The organism is Actinotalea sp. Marseille-Q4924, from assembly GCF_916618755.1.
GTDB lineage: Bacteria > Actinomycetota > Actinomycetes > Actinomycetales > Cellulomonadaceae > Actinotalea.
In genome coordinates this window covers 94,200-113,014 of sequence record NZ_CAKAKB010000006.1, presented here as the reverse complement: position 1 = coordinate 113,014, position 18,815 = coordinate 94,200, and the positions used below count along the sequence as shown (strand labels likewise).

Genomic DNA, 18,815 nt, shown 5'->3' with positions numbered 1-18,815 from the left:
GTCCCTGCAGGTAAACCGACGGCCCGCTGCCCCTCGCGACGCAGACTTGAGCGGAATAGACTCAACTTCGGACCGGTTGCCCCGAGCAGTCCCCCAAGACGCCCACGGAGGAAGCACACCGATGGACAAGTTCACGACGAAGGCGCAGGAGGCGCTCGCCGCCGCCATCCAGGCCGCGTCCGCCGCCGGTCACCCCCAGATCGAGCCGGTGCACCTCCTCGAGGCGCTGCTCGCCGAGCCGCGCGGCGTCGCCTCCGGCCTGCTGGACGCCGTCGGCGCGGACCGCGGCGCCCTGGGACGCCGGGTCGCCGCCGTGCGCACCTCGCTGCCGTCCGCGTCGGGCGGCTCCGTCACCCAGCCTGCGACGTCCCGGGGGCTGAGCGCCGCCCTGACCGCCGCCGGCACGGAGGCCCGCGCCCTCGGTGACGAGTACGTCTCCACCGAGCACCTGCTCATGGGGCTCGCCGCCGGGTCCTCGCCCGCCGGCGAGGCGCTCCGGGGCGCCGGCGCGACGCGCGACGCCCTCGCCGCCGCGCTGCCCGCCGTCCGCGGCAGCGCCAAGGTCACCAGCCCGGACCCCGAGGGCACCTACAAGGTGCTCGAGAAGTACGGCCGCGACCTCACCGCCGAGGCCCGTGACGGCCGGCTCGACCCCGTCATCGGCCGCGACGGCGAGATCCGGCGCATCGTGCAGGTGCTCTCCCGGCGCACGAAGAACAACCCGGTCCTCATCGGGGAGCCCGGCGTCGGCAAGACCGCCGTCGTCGAGGGGCTCGCCCAGCGGATCGTCGACGGCGACGTGCCGGAGTCCCTGCGCGGGAAGCGCCTCGTCGCGCTCGACCTCGCGGCGATGGTCGCGGGCGCCAAGTACCGGGGCGAGTTCGAGGAGCGGCTCAAGGCCGTGCTCGAGGAGATCAAGCAGTCCGACGGCCAGGTCGTCACGTTCATCGACGAGCTCCACACCGTCGTCGGCGCGGGGGCCGCGGAGGGCTCCATGGACGCCGGCAACATGCTCAAGCCGATGCTCGCGCGCGGGGAGCTGCGCCTCGTCGGCGCCACCACCCTCGACGAGTTCCGCGAGCGGATCGAGAAGGACCCGGCGCTGGAGCGGCGGTTCCAGCAGGTGTTCGTCGGGGAGCCGTCCGTGGAGGACACCGTCACGATCCTGCGCGGCATCGCGCCCAAGTACGAGGCGCACCACCAGGTGACGATCTCCGACGCCGCCCTCGTGGCTGCCGCGACGCTGTCGGACCGCTACATCTCCGGCCGGCAGCTGCCCGACAAGGCGATCGACCTCGTCGACGAGGCCGCGTCCCGGCTGCGGATGGAGATGGACTCCTCGCCCGTCGAGATCGACGAGCTCCAGCGCGCCGTCACCCGCCTGGAGATGGAGGAGACGTACCTGCGCACCGCCGACGACGACGCCTCGCGCGAGCGCCTGGAGAAGCTCCGGGCCGAGCTCGCCGACCGGCGGGAGGCGCTCGCGGGCCTGACCGCCCGGTGGGAGAACGAGAAGGCGGGTCACGACCGGCTGGGCCAGCTGCGCGCGCGCCTGGACGAGCTGCGGATGGCGGCCGACCGCCACCAGCGCGAGGGCGACTACGAGAACGCCTCGCGCCTGCTCTACGGCGAGATCCCGGCGGTGGACAAGGAGATCGCGGAGGCCGAGGCGGCGGAGGCGGAGCGCGCGACGAGCGGCGACCAGGGCGGGGAGCCGCCCATGATCTCGGAGAAGGTCGGGCCCGACGAGATCGCCGAGGTCGTCTCCGCGTGGACCGGCATCCCGACCGGCCGCCTGCTCGAGGGCGAGACCGCCAAGCTCCTGCGCATGGAGGACGTGCTGGGCGAGCGGCTCATCGGCCAGGCCCGCGCGGTGCGGACCGTCTCGGACGCCGTGCGCCGGTCGCGTGCCGGAATCTCCGATCCGGACCGGCCCACGGGGTCCTTCCTCTTCCTCGGCCCGACGGGCGTCGGCAAGACCGAGCTCGCGAAGTCGCTCGCGGACTACCTCTTCGACGACGAGCGGGCCATGGTCCGCATCGACATGTCCGAGTACTCCGAGAAGCACTCGGTCGCGCGGCTCGTCGGCGCGCCCCCCGGATACGTCGGCTACGAGGAGGGCGGCCAGCTCACCGAGGCCGTCCGACGCCGGCCGTACTCCGTCGTGCTCCTGGACGAGGTGGAGAAGGCGCACCCGGAGGTCTTCGACATCCTCCTCCAGGTGCTCGACGACGGTCGCCTCACCGACGGCCAGGGCCGGACGGTCGACTTCCGCAGCACGATCCTCGTCCTCACGTCGAACCTCGGGTCGCACTTCCTCGTCGACCCGACGCTCGACGACGCGGCCAAGCGCGAGGGGGTCATGCAGGCCGTCCGGACGGCGTTCAAGCCGGAGTTCCTCAACCGTCTCGACGACGTCGTCGTCTTCGACGCCCTCACGCTGGAGGAGCTGGGGCGGATCGTGGACCTGCAGGTCGCCCGGCTCGCGCACCGCCTGTCCGAGCGGCGACTCACCCTCGACGTCACGCCCGCCGCACGGGAGTGGCTGGCGATCGAGGGGTACGACCCGGCGTACGGCGCCCGGCCGCTGCGCCGGCTCGTGCAGCGCGAGATCGGCGACCGGCTCGCGCGGATGCTGCTGTCCGGCGAGGCGCACGACGGCGGCACCGTCGTGGTCGACCGGGGCGCGGGCGCCGACGGGACGCCGGCGCTGGAGCTCACCGCCTCCTGACGCCGGGCAGGCTCGGCACGACGTCGGGGCGCCCGACCCGTAGCGTCGAACCATGGACTGGACCCCCTACGACGCCGCCCTCTTCGACCTCGACGGGGTCCTGACCCCGACGGCGGACGTCCACATGCTCGCGTGGGCGGCGATGTTCACCGAGTTCTTCGACCAGCACGGGGTCACGCCGCCGTACTCGGACGAGGACTACTTCCTCCACGTCGACGGCCGCCCGCGGTACGACGGCGTGCGCGCGGTGCTCGTGTCGCGGGGCGTCGCGCTGCCGGAGGGCCTCGCGACGGACGAGCCCGGCGTCGAGACGGTCTGCGGGCTGGGCAACGCCAAGAACGCCATGTTCAACCGCATCCTCGCCGACGAGGGGGTGGCGCCCTACCCGGGCTCGGTGCGGCTGGTGGACGAGCTGCGGGCCCGCGGCACGGGAGTCGCCGTCGTGTCGAGCTCGCGCAACGCCCGCGGCGTGCTCGAGGCGGCGAGGATCGCGGACCGCTTCGCCGTCGTCGTCGACGGCGCCGTGGCGCGGGCCGAGGGCCTCGCGGGCAAGCCCCACCCTGAGACGTTCCGGCGCGCCGCCGAGCTGCTCGGCGCGACGGTGGCACGCTCGGTGGTGATCGAGGACGCGGTGTCCGGCGTCGCCGCCGGGCGCGCGGGTGGCTTCGGCCTCGTCGTCGGGGTGGACCGGGGAGCAGGTGAGCAGGTGCTGCGGGACGCGGGCGCGGACGTCGTCGTCACCGACCTGGCCGAGCTGGTGCCGTCGTGACCCGGCCGGACGGCCCGACAGGTCCGTCGAACGGCCCCGCGGACCGCACCTCGGACGGTGCCTCGCCGCAGCGCCCAGCGAGCGGTCCGATCGGGGGCTACGCCGAGGACCACATGGACGGCCCGCGCCGGGACCCGAGCGGGCCGCTGCGCCACGAGCGCTACCACGAGGACGTCCCCGGGCACCGTCCGGGCGAGCGCGGCGCGCACGCGGGCCGCGGCGCGCACCGCCGCCCCGAGACGGTGCGCCGCGACCCCCTCGCGTACCTGGACCGCACCCGGTTCCCCACCCACCCGTGGCGGCTGACCGAGTCCTTCTTCGACCCTGACGACCACGGCACCGTCGAGACGCTCTTCGCCCTGGGCAACGGGTACATCGGCATGCGCGGCAACCTCGAGGAGGGCCGGGACTTCCACACCCACGGGACGTACGTCAACGGCTTCCACGAGACCTGGCCGATCCGCCACGCGGAGGAGGCCTTCGGGTTCGCCGAGGTCGGTCAGACCGTCGTCAACGTCCCGGACCCCAAGGTCATCCGCCTCTACGTCGACGACGAGCCCCTGCTGCTGTCCGTCGCCGACCTCGTCACCTACGACCGCACGCTCGACCTGCGCGACGGCGTGCTCTACCGGGACATCCTGTGGCGCACGCCGTCGGGCAACCGGGTCCGGGTGCGCTCGCGGCGGATGGTCTCCTTCCGCCAGAGACACCTGGCCCTGATGACCTTCGAGGTGACGGTGCTCGACCGGGAGGTGCCGGTCGTCGTCTCGTCCCGGCTCATCAACCGTCAGGACGGCCTGGACGAGTACCGCACCCGGGCGGGGTCGGCGACGAGCGCGGACCCGCGTCGGGCGACGCAGTTCGACCACCGCGTCCTGCAGCCGGAGGTGCACTGGGGGGACGACACCCGGACGGTGCTGGCGTACCGCTGCACCAACTCGGGCATGACGCTGGGCGTCGCGATCGACCACCACGTCGAGAGCGAGAACGTCGTCGAGCTCCTCACGCAGGTCGAGGAGGACTACGCCAAGCACGTGTACCGGGTGACGGCGCAGCCGGGCGTCCCGGTCGTCATCACCAAGGCGGTGAGCTACCACACGTCGCGCAGCGTGCCCGCGCGCGAGCTGGTCAACCGCTGCCGCCGGACGCTCGACCGCGTCCGCGAGGAGGGGGTGGAGCGGCAGTTCGTGGACCAGCGTGCGTGGCTGGACGAGTACTGGGACCGCTCGGACGTCGTCGTCGAGGGCCAGCCGGCCGTCCAGCAGGCGATCCGCTGGAACCTCTTCCAGATCGCGCAGGCCGCCGCGCGCGCGGAGGGCAACGGCATCGCCGCGAAGGGGCTGACGGGGTCGGGCTACAGCGGCCACTACTTCTGGGACACCGAGGTGTACGTCGTCCCGTACCTCGTCTACACCTCGCCGGTCGTCGCGCGGAACGCGGTCCGGTTCCGCTACACGATGCTCCCGGCGGCCCAGCGGCGCGCGCGCCAGCTCAACGAGGACGGCGCCCTCTTCCCGTGGCGGACGATCAACGGCGAGGAGGCGTCCGCCTACTACGCGGCGGGCACGGCGCAGTACCACATCGACGCCGACGTCGCGTATGCGCTGAGCAGGTACGTGCAGGTCAGCGGGGACGAGGAGTTCCTCGCGCGCGAGGGCATCGACGTGCTGGTGCAGACCGCGCGGATGTGGGTCGACCTCGGCTTCTGGCGTGGCAACGGCAGCGACTCCTTCCACATCTACGGCGTGACGGGTCCCGACGAGTACACGACGGTCGTCAACGACAACCTCTTCACCAACGTCATGGCGCGGTTCAACCTGCGCAAGGCCGCCGAGGCGGTCCGGTCCCTCGAGACCGGGGCGCCGCTCGACCACACCCGGATGGTGACGCGGCTCGGGCTGCGCGAGGAGGAGGTCGGCGACTGGCTGCGCGCGGCCGACGCGATGGCCATCCCCTTCGACGAGCACCTCGGCATCCACCCGCAGGACTCCCAGTTCCACGAGCGCGAGGTGTGGGACCTGGCCGAGACGCCGGCCGACAAGCGTCCCCTGCTGCTGCACTACCACCCGCTGGTCATCTACCGGTTCCAGGTGCTCAAGCAGGCCGACGTCGTCCTGGCGCTCTTCCTGCAGGGCGAGCACTTCACGCCGGAGGAGAAGAAGGCGGACTTCGAGTACTACGACCCGATCACCACGGGCGACTCGAGCCTGTCCGCGGTCGTCCAGTCGATCGTCGCGGCCGAGGTCGGGTACCACGAGCTCGCGCTGCGCTACTTCCTCGACGCGCTCTTCGTCGACCTGGCGGACCTGCACCACAACGCGGCCGACGGCGTGCACGTGGCCTCCGCCGCCGGGACGTGGGCCGCGCTCGTGCACGGCTTCGGCGGGATGCACCACCCCGACGACGTGCTCACGTTCGACCCCCGCCTGCCGGAGGGGTGGACCGGTCTCACCTTCCGCCTGACGGTCCGCGACGCCCGGCTGCGGGTCACCGTCCGCCAGGACTGCGTCGAGCTGGCGCTCGAGACCGGCACCGCCTTGGAGGTCGTGGTCCGCGGCACGCGCGTCACGGTGGGGCGCCAGACCGTCGTCGTCCCGATCGACGGCCAGGGGCCCCGGCTGCCGGGCGCGCCGGACGCGTCGGCGCTGCGTGGCAGCCTCCGCGCCGACGGCACCCTCATCACGGCGTCGATCCCGCACCTGCCCCTGCCGGCGGCCACCGAGGCCGAGGAGTGGGAGGCGCGGTGAGCCGCGGCCCGGCGCGCCGGCCCCTCAGGCGGTCGGCCGGTCCGCGACCTCGGCGAGCAGGTCGTCGAGCTGCTCCTCGCGCACCGGGACGTCGGGGAACCGGGTGAGGCGACGCAGCGGGATGGCGCGGAGCATGGGCCCGTGCTGCGGGTCCTCGAACATCCGCAGCATGGTCGACCCGGCGAGGCGCTCGCGCAGCACCGGCCCCGCGACGGGGTGCTCGAGCCACGCGGACGTCGGCTGCTCCGGGCTGAGGGGCTCCGTCACCCCGTCCCCCGCGAGCTGGACGACGGCGCGACCGCGCAGGTCGCGCGACGACGCCCCGAGCCGCACCTCGAAGGCCCCCGCCTCGACGACCCACCGCTGCATCGGGACGTGCCAGAAGGCGAACGCGCGGGCGTCGAGGTCCACCGTCACCCGGCGGCTCTCCCCGGGCTCGAGCGCGACGCCCGCGAACCCCCGCAGCTCCTGCTCGGGGCGGTGCACGGACGCCTCCGGGTCGGCGACGTAGACCTGCACGGTCTCGCGTCCCACGCGGTCGCCGGCGTTCGTCACGGTGACCTGCACCTGGACCTGCACCCGGGCGTCGTCGTCGGCGGTGTGGGTCGACGCGCCGGGCGCCGCCGGGGTGTCCCGCCGCACGACGACCTCGACGTCGGACCAGGTGAAGCGCGTGTACGTCAGCCCGTGGCCGAACGGGTACGCGACGGGCAGCGCGTGGGCGTCGTACCAGCGGTAGCCGATGAGGAGGCCCTCGCCGTAGCGGACGTGCCCGTGCTCGCCGGGGAACGCGCCGACCGTCGGGGTGTCCGTGGCGCGCAGCGGGATGGTCTCCGCGAGCCGGCCCGACGGCGCCGCGCGGCCCGTGAGCAGGTCCGCGACCGCGCTGCCGCCCGCCTGCCCGAGGAGCCAGCCCTCGAGCACGGCGCGCGCGTGCCGCTGCCACGGGTGCACGGTCACCGCGGCGCCGTTCGACAGGACGACGACGACGTCGCGGTTCACGGCCGCGACCGCGTCGAGGAGCGCGACCTGCTCGGGCGGCAGGTCCATGTGCGCTCGGTCGTACCCCTCGGCCTCGTACGACGGCGGCAGCCCCAGGAACACGACGACGATGCCGGCCTCGCGTGCCACGTCGACCGCCTCCTGGCGCAGCGCCGCCGCGACGTCGGCGTCGTCGTCCGCCGCGGGCTCCAGGACGTACCCGGGGGCGAACGGCACGTCGCCGGACAGCCGCTCGCGCAGCGCGCCCAGCGCGTCCTCGAGGCGCGTCGGGTTCACCTGCGAGCTCCCCGAGCCCTGGTACCGGGGCGTGCGGGCCAGCTCCCCGACGACGGCGACGCGGCTCGCCGGGTCGAGGGGGAGGATGCCGTCCTCGTTCTTGAGCAGCACGGCGGCGGCGACCGCGGCACGGCGCGCGAGATCGTGGTGGGCGTCGAGGTCGGCGCTCCCGCCCTCGGCGAGCGCCGGCTGCGAGCGGTCCACCAGGCGCAGGACCCGCTCGGCGGCGCGGTCGACGTCCGCCTCGTCGAGGGTGCCGGCGCGGACGGCGTCGACGACCTTGCGCGTGCCGTTCCCGCCGGACGACGGCATCTCCAGGTCGAGCCCCGCGGCGACGCCGGCGGGCCGGTCGTCGACGGCGCCCCAGTCGGACACGACGAGGCCCTCGAAGCCCCACTGCTCGCGGAGCACCTCGGTGAGGAGCCAGTGGTTCTGCGACGCGTAGACGCCGTTGACCTTGTTGTAGGCGCACATCACCGTCCAGGGCTGCTCCTGCCGCACCACGCGCTCGAACGCGGGCAGGTAGATCTCGCGGAGCGTCCGGTCGTCGACGTCCGCGGAGATCGTCATGCGCTGGGTCTCCTGGTTGTTCGCGGCGAAGTGCTTGAGCGACGTGCCGACGCCGCGGCCCTGCGTGCCCCGGACGAGGGCGGCCGCGAGCACGCCGGCCAGGAACGGGTCCTCGGAGAGGTACTCGAAGTTCCGGCCGCACAGCGGGCTGCGCTTCATGTTGACGCCCGGGCCCAGCAGCACGGACACGCCCTGCGCGCGGCACTCGTCGGCGATCGCGGCGCCGACGGCCTGCACGAGGTCGGGGTCCCACGTGGAGGCCAGACCGGCGGCGGGCGGGAAGCAGGTCGCCGGGACGGAGTCGCCCAGCCCCATGGTCTCGCTGTCCTCCGGCTCCTTGCGCAGGCCGTGCGGGCCGTCGGCGACCATGACCGCGGGCACCCGCACCGACCCGTCCGTGCGCTGGACCGGCTCCGTCCGCCAGGCGTCGGAGCCGTCCAGGAGCGCGGCCTTCTCCTCCAGCGTCAGGGCGGCGAGGACGGCCGGGACGTCGAGGCGGGTCGGGCGGGGCGTGTCGGTGGTCATGCGGGCTCCCTGGACGACGGACCGCCGCGCGGCGTCGGCTGCCGACGGCGGGAGCACCAGGCTAGACCGGATCCCGACCGAGTGGTAGGCATTCAGCATGGAGAGGAACGGCGGGTACGCACGCGGACGCGCGACGCGGCAGGTCGTGCTGGCGGAGGCGCTCCGGCTCTTCGGCGAGGTCGGCTATCGCTCGGCCACCCTCCGCGAGCTCGCCGCGCGCTGCGGGCTGTCCCACCCGGGGCTGCTGCACCACTTCCCGAGCAAGGCGGCGCTCCTGCAGGCCGTCCTCGAGGAGCGCGACGTCGTCGAGGGCGCCCGGGCCGGCGCGGTCGGTGCCACGGGGGTCGCGCACCTGCGGGCGCTCCTGCGGATCGCGCGCGCCAGCGCCGCGGCACCCGGCCTGGTGGAGCTGTTCGCGGTGCTGTCCGCGGAGGCCGGTGCACCGGATCACCCGGCCCACGACTTCTTCGTCCGGCGCTACGCGCGCCTGCGCGCCGAGCTGACGACGGCGTTCCGCGAGGCGGCCGAGGACGGGCTGCTGCGTCCCGGTGTCGACCCGGTGTCCGCCGCGGTGCTCCTCACCGCCTGCTGGGACGGGCTTCAGGTGCAGTGGCTCCACGACCGGGACTCGGTCGACGTGGCGGCGGGGCTGGAGGCGGCGCTGCGGCTGCTCGTGGACCTCGACGGCTGACGGTCGCGCGGCCGGCGCTCAGGGCAGCCGCACGTCCCCCTCGGTCCAGGAGCCGCGCAGGCCGGGCAGCCACGCGAGGCAGAGCGACGTGCGGTCGCCCTGGCGCCACGACGCCTCGGTCGGTGCCCACACGACCGGCTGGACCCCCGCCTGCTGCTGGGCGGAGTCCATCTCGCAGGCGGCCTCGGCCTCGCGGCGCACCTGAGCGTCCCCCGGCCAGGGACCGTCGGCGTGGCGGTGGGTCGCCAGGACCTCGGCCTCGTGCGGTCGGTCGCACGGGACGAGGGTCGTCCGGCGCACCGTGCCGTCCGGCGGGAGCGTCTGCACGCAGTGCCCGGCGACGAGCTGGCGAGGATGCGCCGAGACGTCGCCCGAGACCGTTCCGAGCGGGCGGGAGTCGGCCCAGGTGCGCGCGCCCACGCCCACGACACCCACGAGGGCCACCACGCCGAGGACCGCCAGCACCCGCACGACCGTCCGGGCGCCGCGGTGTCCCCGGGGAGGGGGAGGCGCGTCGACCGGTGCCGACCAGCCGGGGGCGTAGTACGCGTCCTGCGGGTAGTAGCCCGGCGGCGGCCCGCCGGACGGGGACGTCGTCACACGCCCCACCAGGCGATCGAGGCGAAGAAGCCGAGCAGCAGCAGGACGCCGAGCGTCCCCAGGGAGCCGAGCACGATCCCGGCGACGGCCATGCCGAAGCCCTGGTCGCCGCTGCGCCGGACGCGCCGCATCCCGACGATCCCCAGGACGAGTGCCACCTGCGAGAGCACCAGCGGGAAGACCAGCAGACCGAGGATGCCGAGGACGAGGGAGGCGACGGCCAGCCCGTCCGTCCGCGGCGGGGGTGCCCAGACGGGCGGCGGGCCCCACGCGCCGGTCGGTGCGTCGAGGCGGTACTGCGCTCCCGGGACCGTCGGCGGGGGGCGCAGCAGACTGGTCCCGTCGGTGCGGAAGGGGTCGATCCCGGCATAGGGGTCGGCGGCCGGCGCGGCGGAGGACCCCCAGGTGGAGGTCGTCACCGACGGCGCCGCGGCGCCGGGGCCGAGGGGTGCGCCGGTGCCGGGCGCCCACACGGGGGCCGGCTGTGACGACTGCCAGGGCGGCGGGGGAGGCGCGGCGTCGCCCGCGGGCCCCGGAGGCGGCGGCGGCGCGGTGCCCGGACCCTGCCACGGCGGCACCGGCTCCGGCGTCCACCCTGTCCCCTGCGGCGTGCTCACACGGTCAACGCTAGCGGCAGGGGCACGGCACGATCAGGCATCCGACACGGCGCCGTCGAGCCCGTCCGCACGGCGCCGTCAGGGCTCCGGCACCAGGTCGACCACGACGGGGACGTGGTCCGACGCGCCCTTGCCCTTGCGCTCCTCCCGGTCGATCGAGACGCCGCCGACACGAGCGGTCAGGGCGGGGGACGTCCACGTGAAGTCGATGCGCAGACCCTTGTTCTTCGGGAAGCACAGCTGCTGGTAGTCCCAGTAGGTGTAGGTGTGCTCCGTGGGCACGTGCCGCCGCGACACCTCGGTGTAGCCGGCCTCCTCGAAGGCGAAGAAGGCCCGCCGCTCCGGCTCCGTGACGTGCGTGTGCCCCTCGAACGCCGAGGCGTCGTAGACGTCCGTGTCGTAGGGGATGACGTTCCAGTCCCCGACGAGGGCGATCGGCGCCCGCGGGTCGCCCGTCGCCCCGTCGAGCCAGGAGCGGGCCGCGAGCCGCAGCTGCTCCAGCCACTGCAGCTTGTACGCGTAGTGCGGGTGGCCGGGCTCCCGGCCGTGCGGCACGTACAGGCTCCACACCCGCACCCCACCGCACGTGGCCCCGATCGCGCGGGCCTCGACGACCGGGTCCTCGTCCCCGTACGGGGGCTGCCCGGGGAACCCGACCTCGACGTCGGCCAGACCCACGCGCGAGACGATCGCGACGCCGTTCCACTGGCTCGTCCCCGCGTGGACGACCTCGTACCCGGCTGCCTCGAACACGGAGTACGGGAACTGCTCGTCCCGGCACTTGGTCTCCTGCAGGGCCAGCACGTCCGTCCCGGTCCGCTCCAGCCAGGCCACCGCACGGTCCGCCCGCGCGCGCACCGAGTTGACGTTCCACGTCGCGATCCGCATGGGTCCGGACGCTACCGTCCGGCACCGACACGGCCCGCGGCGTCCGCCCGTAGGCTGGCCGCATGGGTACCGCACTGATCACCGGAGCGAGCGCGGGCCTAGGCCTGGAGTTCGCCTGGCAGCTCGCCACGGCTCGTCACGACCTCGTCCTCGTCGCCCGCGACCGCGAGCGCCTCGAGCGGGTCGCCGGCCAGCTGCACGCCGCCGCCGGCATCCACGTCGAGGTGCTGCCGGCCGACCTGTCCGTGCACGAGGACGTCGAGCGGGTCGCGGAGCGGCTGCGCTCGACGGAGCGCCCGGTCGGCCTGCTCGTCAACAACGCCGGCTTCGGGCTCAGGCAGAAGTTCGTCGGTGGTGACCTCGACGTGCAGGAGCACGGGCTCGAGGTGATGGTGCGCGCGGTGCTGGTCCTCAGCCACGCCGCGGTCAACGCGATGGTCCCCCGCGGGCGCGGTGCGGTGCTCAACGTCTCGTCGGTGTCGGCGTTCGCCACCATGGGCGCGTACTCGGCGCACAAGTCCTGGGTGAAGGTCTTCACCGAGGCGCTCGCCGTCGAGCTCTCCGGCACGGGTGTCACCGCGACGGCGCTGTGCCCCGGCTTCGTCCACACGGAGTTCCACCAGCGCGCGGGCCTGCACCGGGACAACATGCCCGGCATCGCGTGGCTCGACGCCGAGCGGGTCGTGGCCACGGCCCTCGCGGACGTCCGCCGCGGCGCCGTCGTCTCCGTGCCCAGCCTGCGGTACGAGGCCGTCGCGGTCATCGCGCGGCTGCTGCCGCGCTCGGTGATCCGGGCGCTGTCCGGCGAGGGCAAGCTCCTCGCCAAGGTCCGCGAGAACGAGGCGAAGGAACCGCAGACGACGGAGTGAGCGGGCCGCGCTAGCGTGCGGCCATGGACCGACCGAGGGACCTGTCCCGGCACGCGCTCGTCGTCGTCGACGTGCAGCGGGGCTTCGCCGACCCGTCCTGGGGGCGCCGGGACAACCCGGCGTGCGAGGCGAACGTCGAGCGCCTGGTGCGAGCGTGGCGCGAGGCGGGCCGTCCCGTCGTGGCCGTCCGCCACGACTCCGTGTCCCCGGACTCGCCGCTGCGGCCGGGCCAACCCGGCAACGACCTGCTGCCGCTCGTCCCGGCGGAGCCAGACCTCCTCGTCATCAAGACCGTCAACTCCTCCTTCCACGGCACGCCCGACCTCGAGGTGTGGCTCCGGGCGCAGGGGCTCACCGGCGTCGTCGTCTGCGGCATCACGACCAACCACTGCTGCGAGACGACGGCGCGGGTCGCGGGGAACCTCGGCTTCGACACGCTCTTCGTGCTCGACGCGACGCACACGTTCGACCGCGTGGCGCCGGACGGGAGCGTCGTGCCCGCCGAGACGCTCCGCCACGTCACGGCCACCAACCTCGACGGCGAGTTCGCCACGGTCGTCACGACAGACGACGTCGTGGGCGTCGGGTAGACGCGTCGGCCCCGCCCACTAACCTGCGAGCGTGCGCACCGACGACCTGGTCCTCAGCCCCACCCCGCGCGAGCAGCTGCGCGACCTCATCCGCGAGCTCGCCGTCGTCCGCGGCCGCGTGACGCTCTCCTCCGGCAAGGAGGCCGACTACTACGTCGACCTGCGCCGGGTGACGCTGCACCACCGGGCGGCTCCGCTGGTGGGCCACGTGCTGCTCGACGTCCTCGAGGAGCACGCGCTGGGCACGGCGGACGTCGAGGCCGTCGGAGGGCTGACGCTGGGCGCGGACCCCGTGGCCGCCGCGCTGCTGCACGCCGCGGCCGCCCGCGGGCAGGACCTCGACGCGTTCGTCGTCCGCAAGGAGGGCAAGGCGCACGGCCTGCAGCGCCGCATCGAGGGCCCGGACGTGGCCGGACGCCGAGTCGTCGCCGTCGAGGACACCTCCACCACGGGCGGCTCCGTCCTCACCGCCGTCGAGGCGCTGCGCGAGGCGGGCGCGGAGGTGGTCGGCGTCGCCGTGATCGTGGACCGGGGGACCGGTGCCAAGGAGCGCGTGGAGGCGGAGGGCCTGCCCTACGTGTCCGTGTTCGGCCTCGAGGACCTCGGCCTGGCCTGACCGCCCGGGGTCAGCCGGCCAGCAGGACGACGACGAGCGCGGTCGTCGCGACGATCTCCCCGATCCCCACGGCCTTCGGCGTGGCGGTCGGCCACCGCAGCGGGACGACGACGGCGCGGACGGCCAGCAGGGCCAGGAGCACCGCCAGCGTCGGGACCGGCAGCAGCCGCCCCACCGCCGGCACGAGTGCCGCGGTGCCGAGCAGCAGGACGGGCAGCGCGGCGTGGAACAGCACCGAGCTGCGCAGCATGGCGCGGTTGCCGCGCTCGCGGATCATCGTCTTGACGTAGAGGACGGTGCCGGCGAAGTACGCCACGAACGTCGCGGCGAGGGCCCACGCGTGCGCGTCGTCGGCGCCGGGGAACCAGGTCCCGGCCCCCGTGGGCCCCGCAGCGACCGGCACCCCCGCGGCGACGACGACCATGAGCCCCGCGGCGACGACCGTCAGCAGGTCGTTCGCCAGCGACCGCTCGTCCCGGCGTGCCGAGTAGCCGAGGCTGGCCGCGAGCAGCGGGGCGTAGGCGAGGGCCCACGTGAGCAGCGACGGTGCCGTCGCGACCAGCAGCCCCCCGAGGACGACGGTCGCGGCCCCGTAGGCCCGCACCGGTGGCAGCCAGCGCGGGCGGCGTCGGGCCTTGAGCCACAGACCCGCGGCGTTGTACGCGCAGAAGCCGACGAGCCACACGAGCAGCAGCAGGGCGTGCTGCCACCGCGGCCCGGCGACGAGGGCACCGACGACCGGCGGGGCGACGAGCATCGCCCACGCGCCGTGCTGCTGGGGGACCCACCCTGGCCCGCGGCGCCGTCGTCGAGGACCGTCCGACGGGCGGGCCGACGGCCTGCCCGCGGTGAGGTGCGGCGTCGCGGGGCTGCGCATCCGGCGACCGTAGGCACCGGGCGCCCGCGGGCACCCGGGACGAAGGTCCCGGTCCGGGACGGCCGGCCCACCCGGGCGGCTGAGGGCCGCGGCGGCCGGTGGTTCCGGCGGCGATAGGGTCGACCGGGCAGAAGGGAGTCACGGTGCACGAGCTGCGGCTGGCCGGCGTCACCCGCACGTTCGGCGAACGGCGGGCGCTGGACGACGTGACGTTCACCGTGCGACCCGGACGCGTCACGGGGTTCATCGGGGCCAACGGCGCGGGCAAGACGACGGCGATGCGGATCGTCGTCGGGGTGCTGGCGCCGGACTCCGGCACGGTGACCTGGGGCGAGCGTCCCGTGACCCGGGCCGACCGGCGGCGCTTCGGCTACATGCCGGAGGAGCGGGGCCTCTACCCCAAGATGCCGGTCCTCGAGCAGCTCGTGTACCTCGGTCGCGTGCACGGACTGCGCGCCGGGGTGGCGCGCGGCCGCGCCGAGGCGCTGCTGGCGCAGCTGGGCCTCGAGGACCGGGCCGGCGAGCCCCTGCAGACCCTGTCGCTCGGCAACCAGCAGCGCGTGCAGGTCGCGGCGGCGCTCGTGCACGACCCCGTCGCGCTCGTGCTCGACGAGCCGTTCTCCGGGCTGGACCCCCTCGCCGTCGACGCGATGGCCACGCTCCTGCGCGAGCGCTCGGGCACCGGCGTCCCCGTGCTCTTCTCCTCCCACCAGCTCGAGCTCGTGGAGCGGCTCTGCGACGACGTGGTGATCGTCGACCACGGCCGGGTCGTCGCGGCGGGCTCGGCCGACGAGGTCCGCGCCGCGCACACCGCGCGCCGGCTGCGGGTGTGCGTGGAGGTGCCCGGTGGGGCGCCCGGCTCGGTGACCACCGCGGGGCCGGACCTCCTGGCCGGCGTGCCGGGGGTCGTCGCGGTGCGCGCGGAGCGCGGTCGACTGGTCGCCGACCTCACCGAGGACGCGGACGACCAGGACGTCCTGGTGGCCGCCCAGCGCGCGGGCACGGTGCGCGAGTTCGCCCCCGTGGTGCCGACGCTCGCCGAGATCTTCCGGGAGGTCGTCCGATGAGCACGACCCCGGACGCGACCCCCCACGTGAGCCCCGGTCGCGACGACGGCCTCAGCGCGCTGTCGGCCGTCCGGGTCGTCGCCGGCCGGGAGATCCGCGTCAAGCTCCGCGACAAGGCGTTCCTCGTCACGACCGCCTTCCTCCTCCTCCTCGTGGCCGTCGCGACGGTCGTGCCGGTCCTGCTGAGCCAGCAGGTCCCCGTGCTCCGGGTCGCCGTCCAGGGCGACGCCGCCCAGCAGACGGTCGAGCTCGCCGCCGAGCTGGGTCGCCAGGCGCAGCAGGACGACGACGACGTGCCGCCCGTCACCGCGCTCCTCGAGCCCGCCGGCCTGCCGGCCGCCGACCTCGAGCTCGTCGTCCTCGAACCCGAGGCCGACCCCCGGCGGCTCGTCCTCGACGAGGACGTCGCGGCCGCCGTCGTCGGTGACGACCTCGCCGCCCTGCAGGTGCTCGGACGCGAGGGCGTGCCGCCCGAGGTGGACGTGCTCGTCGGCGCCGCCTCCGCGCAGCTGCAGGTCGCCCGCGCCGCCGAGGAGGCCGGGCTCAGCCGCGCGGACGTCATGGCGCTCATCGACCCGACACAGCCGCGGACGACGGTCCTGGACGCGCAGCCGACCGGTTCCGTGCCCCCGGAGCTCCTCGTCCTCGTCTTCGCGTTCCTCTTCTACATCTCGGTCCTGACGTTCGGCATGTCCATCGCGCAGAGCGTCGTGGAGGAGAAGCAGTCCCGGGTCGTGGAGCTGCTCGTCGCGGCCCTGCCGGTGCGCTGGCTGCTGGCCGGCAAGGTCCTCGGCAACACCGTCATGGCGGTGGGCCAGATCGTCGTCATCGTGGGGGCCGGGCTCGTCGGTGCGATGCTCATGGGTCGGGGGGACCTCCTCGGGCAGGTCCTCGCGGCGTCCGGCTGGTTCGTCGTCTTCTTCCTGCTCGGGTTCGTCATGCTCGCGTGCCTGTGGGCGGCCGCCGGGGCGCTGGCGTCCCGCGTGGAGGACCTCAACGCGACGACCGTCGTCATGCAGGTCCTCGTCGTCGTGCCGTTCTTCACCGCGATCTTCGCGATCGAGCCGGGCCCCGTGCAGCGGATCCTGTCCTACGTGCCGTTCACCGCCCCGCTGCTCATGCCGGCGCGCATCGTCCTGGGCAACGCGGACCCGTGGGAGCCGTTCGTCGCGGCGCTGGTGGTGCTCGCGACGGGCGTCGCGTTCGTCGCGCTGGGGGCGCGGCTGTACCGCAACGCGGTCCTGCACACGGCGTCGCGGCTGCCGGCGCGGCAGGCGTGGCGCGGGGTGGGGCGCTGACCGCCGACGACGACGCCCGGCCGGCGCGGGAGGTCGGCGTCGGTCCGTGGCCGGGGGGGTCCGACGCGTGGCCGCGCAGCGGTGCGGGCACCGACGCCCCGCTCGACCCGCGCTACGACCCCGAGCTGCTGGCCCACGGCGACCGCCGCAACGTCGTGGACCGGTACCGGTACTGGACGGTGGAGGCGGTGGTCGCGGACCTCGACACGCGCCGCCACGACTTCCACGTGGCGATCGAGAACTGGGCGCACGACCTCAACATCGGGTCCGTGGTCCGGACCGCGAACGCGTTCCTCGCGGCGCAGGTGCACGTCGTCGGGCGTCGGCGGTGGAACCGGCGCGGGGCGATGGTGACGGACCGGTACCAGCACGTGCGCCACCACCCGGACGTCGCGGCGCTCGCGGGCTGGGCGGCGGGGGCAGGGCTCCCGCTCGTCGGCCTCGACAACGTCGCGGGGTCGGTGCCGCTCGAGGGGTACGCCCTGCCGCGCGCGTGCGTGCTCCTGCTCGGTCAGGAGGGTGCGGGCCTGTCGGACGAGGCCGTCGCGGCGTGCGACGTGGTGCTGCACATCCGCCAGTTCGGCTCGACGCGGTCCATCAACGCGGGCGCGGCGGCGGCCATCGCGATGCACGCGTGGATCACGCAGCACGCCTGACGACCCGCGCACGGAACCCGGTGTCTTGACATCGAGAGGTTCTCGCGGCATCGTTCCCAAGACCTGAATCACCTCTCAGTTTTCGGCGACGACGGCGTCGCCGTACCAGGAAGGTCCGCTCATGCGCGTCACGAAGAGGTCTCTCGCGCTGGCCGTCGTCACGACGACGGCCCTCGCCCTGGGCGCCTGCGCCCCCAGCCCGGACGCCTCGGAGGACCCCGCACCGGGTGCCACCGCCGACGGCGCCGAGCAGTCCGACGACGAGGCGGCGGGCGGGGACCCGATCGACGTCGGCATCATCACGTCCACCACCGGCCCGCTGGCCACCTACGGCGAGGCGTACCTCGCCGGCCTCGAGGCGGGGTTCGACTTCGCCACCGACGGCACGGGCGAGGTCGACGGCCGGCCGCTGAACATCACCATCACCGACGACGGCGGCGACACCGACCGCGCCGTCGCGCAGGCCCGCGACCTCATCGGTCAGGGCTACACGATCCTCGCGGGCACGGCGTCGTCGGGCGTCGCGCTGGCGCTCGCCGAGCAGGCGGCGCAGAACGAGGTCCTCTACATCTCCGGGCCGGCCGCCGCCGACGCCATCAGCGGCGTCAACGAGTACACGTTCCGCTCCGGCCGCCAGTCCCTGCAGGACGTCGCCACCGCCGGCTCGTTCATCGAGCCCGAGGGCAAGAAGGTCGTCGTCTTCGCCCAGGACAACGCGTTCGGCCAGGGCAACCTCGCCGCCGTCCAGGGCGTGCTCGGTGCGCAGGGCGCCGAGGTCAGCAGCGTCCTCGTGCCGGAGGACGTCACGGAGTTCACGCCGTTCGCGGCGCAGGTGCTCCAGGCCCAGCCGGAGATGGTGTTCGTCGCGTGGGCCGGGGCGACGTCGGGCGCGATGTGGCAGGCGCTCGACCAGCAGGGTGTCCTCGACGGCACCACGGTCGTCACCGGCCTCGGTGACGTCGCCACCTACGGGGCCTTCGGGGCCGCGTCGGAGAAGATCGACTTCCTCAACCACTTCTTCGGCGGTGCGGCGGACAACGAGGTCGCCCAGGCGATGGCCGAGCACGTCGAGGGCGCCGGCGGCACCGTCGACCTCTTCACCCCCGACGGCTTCGTCGCCGCGCAGATGATCGTGCGGGCGATCGAGGAGGCGGGCGGCGCGGACGACGTCGACGCCATGCGCACGGCCCTGGAGGGCTGGCAGTTCGACGGACCCAAGGGCTCGTACGAGATCCGCGCGTCCGACCACGCCCTCATCCAGCCCATGTACCAGGTGCGGCTCGTGTCCGACGGCAACGGCGGCTGGACCCCCGAGCTCGTCGCCGAGGTCGCGGGCGAGGACATCGCCCCGCCCGAGGCGAGCTGACGCGGGTGCCGCGCCGGGGTCGCACCCCGGCGCGGCACCCCCTCCACGACGCACCCGCAC

At 74.6% G+C, this 18,815-nt stretch carries 16 protein-coding genes; 11 read left to right on the top strand and 5 right to left on the bottom strand.

Annotated features, from left to right (window positions below):
* The first annotated feature begins 121 nt into the window (after positions 1–121).
* Genes clpB through LG379_RS15630 form a run of 3 tightly spaced genes read left to right on the top strand, consistent with a single transcriptional unit; the run spans position 122 to position 6,247 of the window.
* Entirely contained in the window at positions 122–2,731 is a 2,610-nt protein-coding gene (clpB, locus tag LG379_RS15640) for an ATP-dependent chaperone ClpB (protein ID WP_225755528.1), read from the top strand.
* A gap of 52 nt (positions 2,732–2,783) precedes the next feature.
* Complete coding sequence (locus LG379_RS15635; RefSeq protein WP_225755527.1) at positions 2,784–3,500, top strand: HAD family phosphatase; 717 nt, start codon at positions 2,784–2,786, stop codon at positions 3,498–3,500.
* Positions 3,497–6,247: a glycoside hydrolase family 65 protein gene (locus tag LG379_RS15630; RefSeq protein WP_225755526.1), complete on the top strand. Its 2,751-nt coding sequence runs from the start codon at positions 3,497–3,499 to the stop codon at positions 6,245–6,247. The genes LG379_RS15635 and LG379_RS15630 overlap by 4 nt, the downstream gene beginning before the upstream one ends.
* Positions 6,248–6,271: 24 nt before the next feature.
* Here the strand turns inward: LG379_RS15630 and LG379_RS15625 are convergent, their stop codons facing one another.
* Positions 6,272–8,620 carry a glycoside hydrolase family 3 C-terminal domain-containing protein gene (locus LG379_RS15625; protein WP_225755525.1) on the bottom strand — a complete coding sequence of 783 codons (2,349 nt, stop codon included), beginning with the start codon at positions 8,618–8,620 and terminating at the stop codon, positions 6,272–6,274.
* Between the two features lie 97 nt (positions 8,621–8,717).
* Here LG379_RS15625 and LG379_RS15620 point away from each other — a divergent pair, with 97 nt between their 5' ends.
* Entirely contained in the window at positions 8,718–9,311 is a 594-nt protein-coding gene (locus tag LG379_RS15620; protein WP_225755524.1) for a TetR/AcrR family transcriptional regulator, read from the top strand.
* A gap of 18 nt (positions 9,312–9,329) precedes the next feature.
* Here the strand turns inward: LG379_RS15620 and LG379_RS15615 are convergent, their stop codons facing one another.
* The 3 genes from LG379_RS15615 to LG379_RS15605 all read right to left on the bottom strand — a co-directional run bounded on the left by LG379_RS15615 (position 9,330) and on the right by LG379_RS15605 (position 11,416).
* Positions 9,330–9,911: a septum formation family protein gene (locus tag LG379_RS15615; RefSeq protein ID WP_225755523.1), complete on the bottom strand. Its 582-nt coding sequence runs from the start codon at positions 9,909–9,911 to the stop codon at positions 9,330–9,332.
* Positions 9,908–10,528, bottom strand: a complete 621-nt coding sequence (locus LG379_RS15610) for a DUF4190 domain-containing protein (RefSeq protein WP_225755522.1) — start codon at positions 10,526–10,528, stop codon at positions 9,908–9,910. Before LG379_RS15610 ends, LG379_RS15615 begins: the two co-directional genes overlap by 4 nt.
* A 78-nt stretch (positions 10,529–10,606) precedes the next feature.
* On the bottom strand, positions 10,607–11,416 hold the full coding sequence (locus tag LG379_RS15605; RefSeq protein WP_225755521.1) for an exodeoxyribonuclease III: 810 nt from the start codon (positions 11,414–11,416) through the stop codon (positions 10,607–10,609).
* Positions 11,417–11,478: 62 nt separating this feature from the next.
* Between LG379_RS15605 and LG379_RS15600 the strand changes: the two genes are divergently transcribed.
* Genes LG379_RS15600 through pyrE form a run of 3 tightly spaced genes read left to right on the top strand, consistent with a single transcriptional unit; the run spans position 11,479 to position 13,491 of the window.
* Positions 11,479–12,285 carry an SDR family oxidoreductase gene (locus LG379_RS15600; RefSeq protein ID WP_225755520.1) on the top strand — a complete coding sequence of 269 codons (807 nt, stop codon included), beginning with the start codon at positions 11,479–11,481 and terminating at the stop codon, positions 12,283–12,285.
* Positions 12,286–12,308: 23 nt separating this feature from the next.
* Positions 12,309–12,875 (top strand): cysteine hydrolase family protein, encoded by a 567-nt coding sequence (locus LG379_RS15595; RefSeq protein ID WP_225755519.1) that lies wholly within the window; start codon positions 12,309–12,311, stop codon positions 12,873–12,875.
* Between the two features lie 31 nt (positions 12,876–12,906).
* Entirely contained in the window at positions 12,907–13,491 is a 585-nt protein-coding gene (pyrE, locus tag LG379_RS15590; protein ID WP_225755518.1) for an orotate phosphoribosyltransferase, read from the top strand.
* 10 nt (positions 13,492–13,501) lie between these two features.
* On the opposite strand, the gene LG379_RS15585 is transcribed toward pyrE, so the two are convergent.
* Entirely contained in the window at positions 13,502–14,368 is an 867-nt protein-coding gene (locus tag LG379_RS15585; protein ID WP_225755517.1) for a YwiC-like family protein, read from the bottom strand.
* A 143-nt stretch (positions 14,369–14,511) separates the two neighbouring features.
* Between LG379_RS15585 and LG379_RS15580 the strand changes: the two genes are divergently transcribed.
* The 4 genes from LG379_RS15580 (at position 14,512) to LG379_RS15565 (ending at position 18,755) form a co-directional block, all read left to right on the top strand.
* On the top strand, positions 14,512–15,435 hold the full coding sequence (locus LG379_RS15580) for an ABC transporter ATP-binding protein (RefSeq protein ID WP_225755516.1): 924 nt from the start codon (positions 14,512–14,514) through the stop codon (positions 15,433–15,435).
* Positions 15,432–16,733 (top strand): ABC transporter permease, encoded by a 1,302-nt coding sequence (locus LG379_RS15575; protein WP_225755515.1) that lies wholly within the window; start codon positions 15,432–15,434, stop codon positions 16,731–16,733. The genes LG379_RS15580 and LG379_RS15575 overlap by 4 nt, the downstream gene beginning before the upstream one ends.
* Positions 16,712–17,389 carry a TrmH family RNA methyltransferase gene (locus LG379_RS15570; RefSeq protein ID WP_225755514.1) on the top strand — a complete coding sequence of 226 codons (678 nt, stop codon included), beginning with the start codon at positions 16,712–16,714 and terminating at the stop codon, positions 17,387–17,389. Before LG379_RS15575 ends, LG379_RS15570 begins: the two co-directional genes overlap by 22 nt.
* 121 nt (positions 17,390–17,510) lie before the next feature.
* The gene (locus LG379_RS15565; protein ID WP_225755513.1) at positions 17,511–18,755 is read left to right on the top strand and encodes a substrate-binding domain-containing protein; all 1,245 of its coding nucleotides are present in this window, start codon (positions 17,511–17,513) and stop codon (positions 18,753–18,755) included.
* Positions 18,756–18,815: the final 60 nt, after the last annotated feature.

Bases quoted from the DNA above. Each gene is read 5' to 3' on its own strand.
- clpB (WP_225755528.1), top strand. From the start codon at position 122: ATGGACAAGTTCACGACGAAGGCGCAGGAGGCGCTCGCCGCCGCCATC.
- LG379_RS15635 (WP_225755527.1), top strand. From the start codon at position 2,784: ATGGACTGGACCCCCTACGACGCCGCCCTCTTCGACCTCGACGGGGTC.
- LG379_RS15625 (WP_225755525.1), bottom strand. From the start codon at position 8,620: ATGACCACCGACACGCCCCGCCCGACCCGCCTCGACGTCCCGGCCGTC.
- LG379_RS15620 (WP_225755524.1), top strand. From the start codon at position 8,718: ATGGAGAGGAACGGCGGGTACGCACGCGGACGCGCGACGCGGCAGGTC.
- LG379_RS15605 (WP_225755521.1), bottom strand. From the start codon at position 11,416: ATGCGGATCGCGACGTGGAACGTCAACTCGGTGCGCGCGCGGGCGGAC.
- LG379_RS15600 (WP_225755520.1), top strand. From the start codon at position 11,479: ATGGGTACCGCACTGATCACCGGAGCGAGCGCGGGCCTAGGCCTGGAG.
- LG379_RS15595 (WP_225755519.1), top strand. From the start codon at position 12,309: ATGGACCGACCGAGGGACCTGTCCCGGCACGCGCTCGTCGTCGTCGAC.
- LG379_RS15585 (WP_225755517.1), bottom strand. From the start codon at position 14,368: ATGCGCAGCCCCGCGACGCCGCACCTCACCGCGGGCAGGCCGTCGGCC.
- LG379_RS15575 (WP_225755515.1), top strand. From the start codon at position 15,432: ATGAGCACGACCCCGGACGCGACCCCCCACGTGAGCCCCGGTCGCGAC.
- LG379_RS15565 (WP_225755513.1), top strand. From the start codon at position 17,511: ATGCGCGTCACGAAGAGGTCTCTCGCGCTGGCCGTCGTCACGACGACG.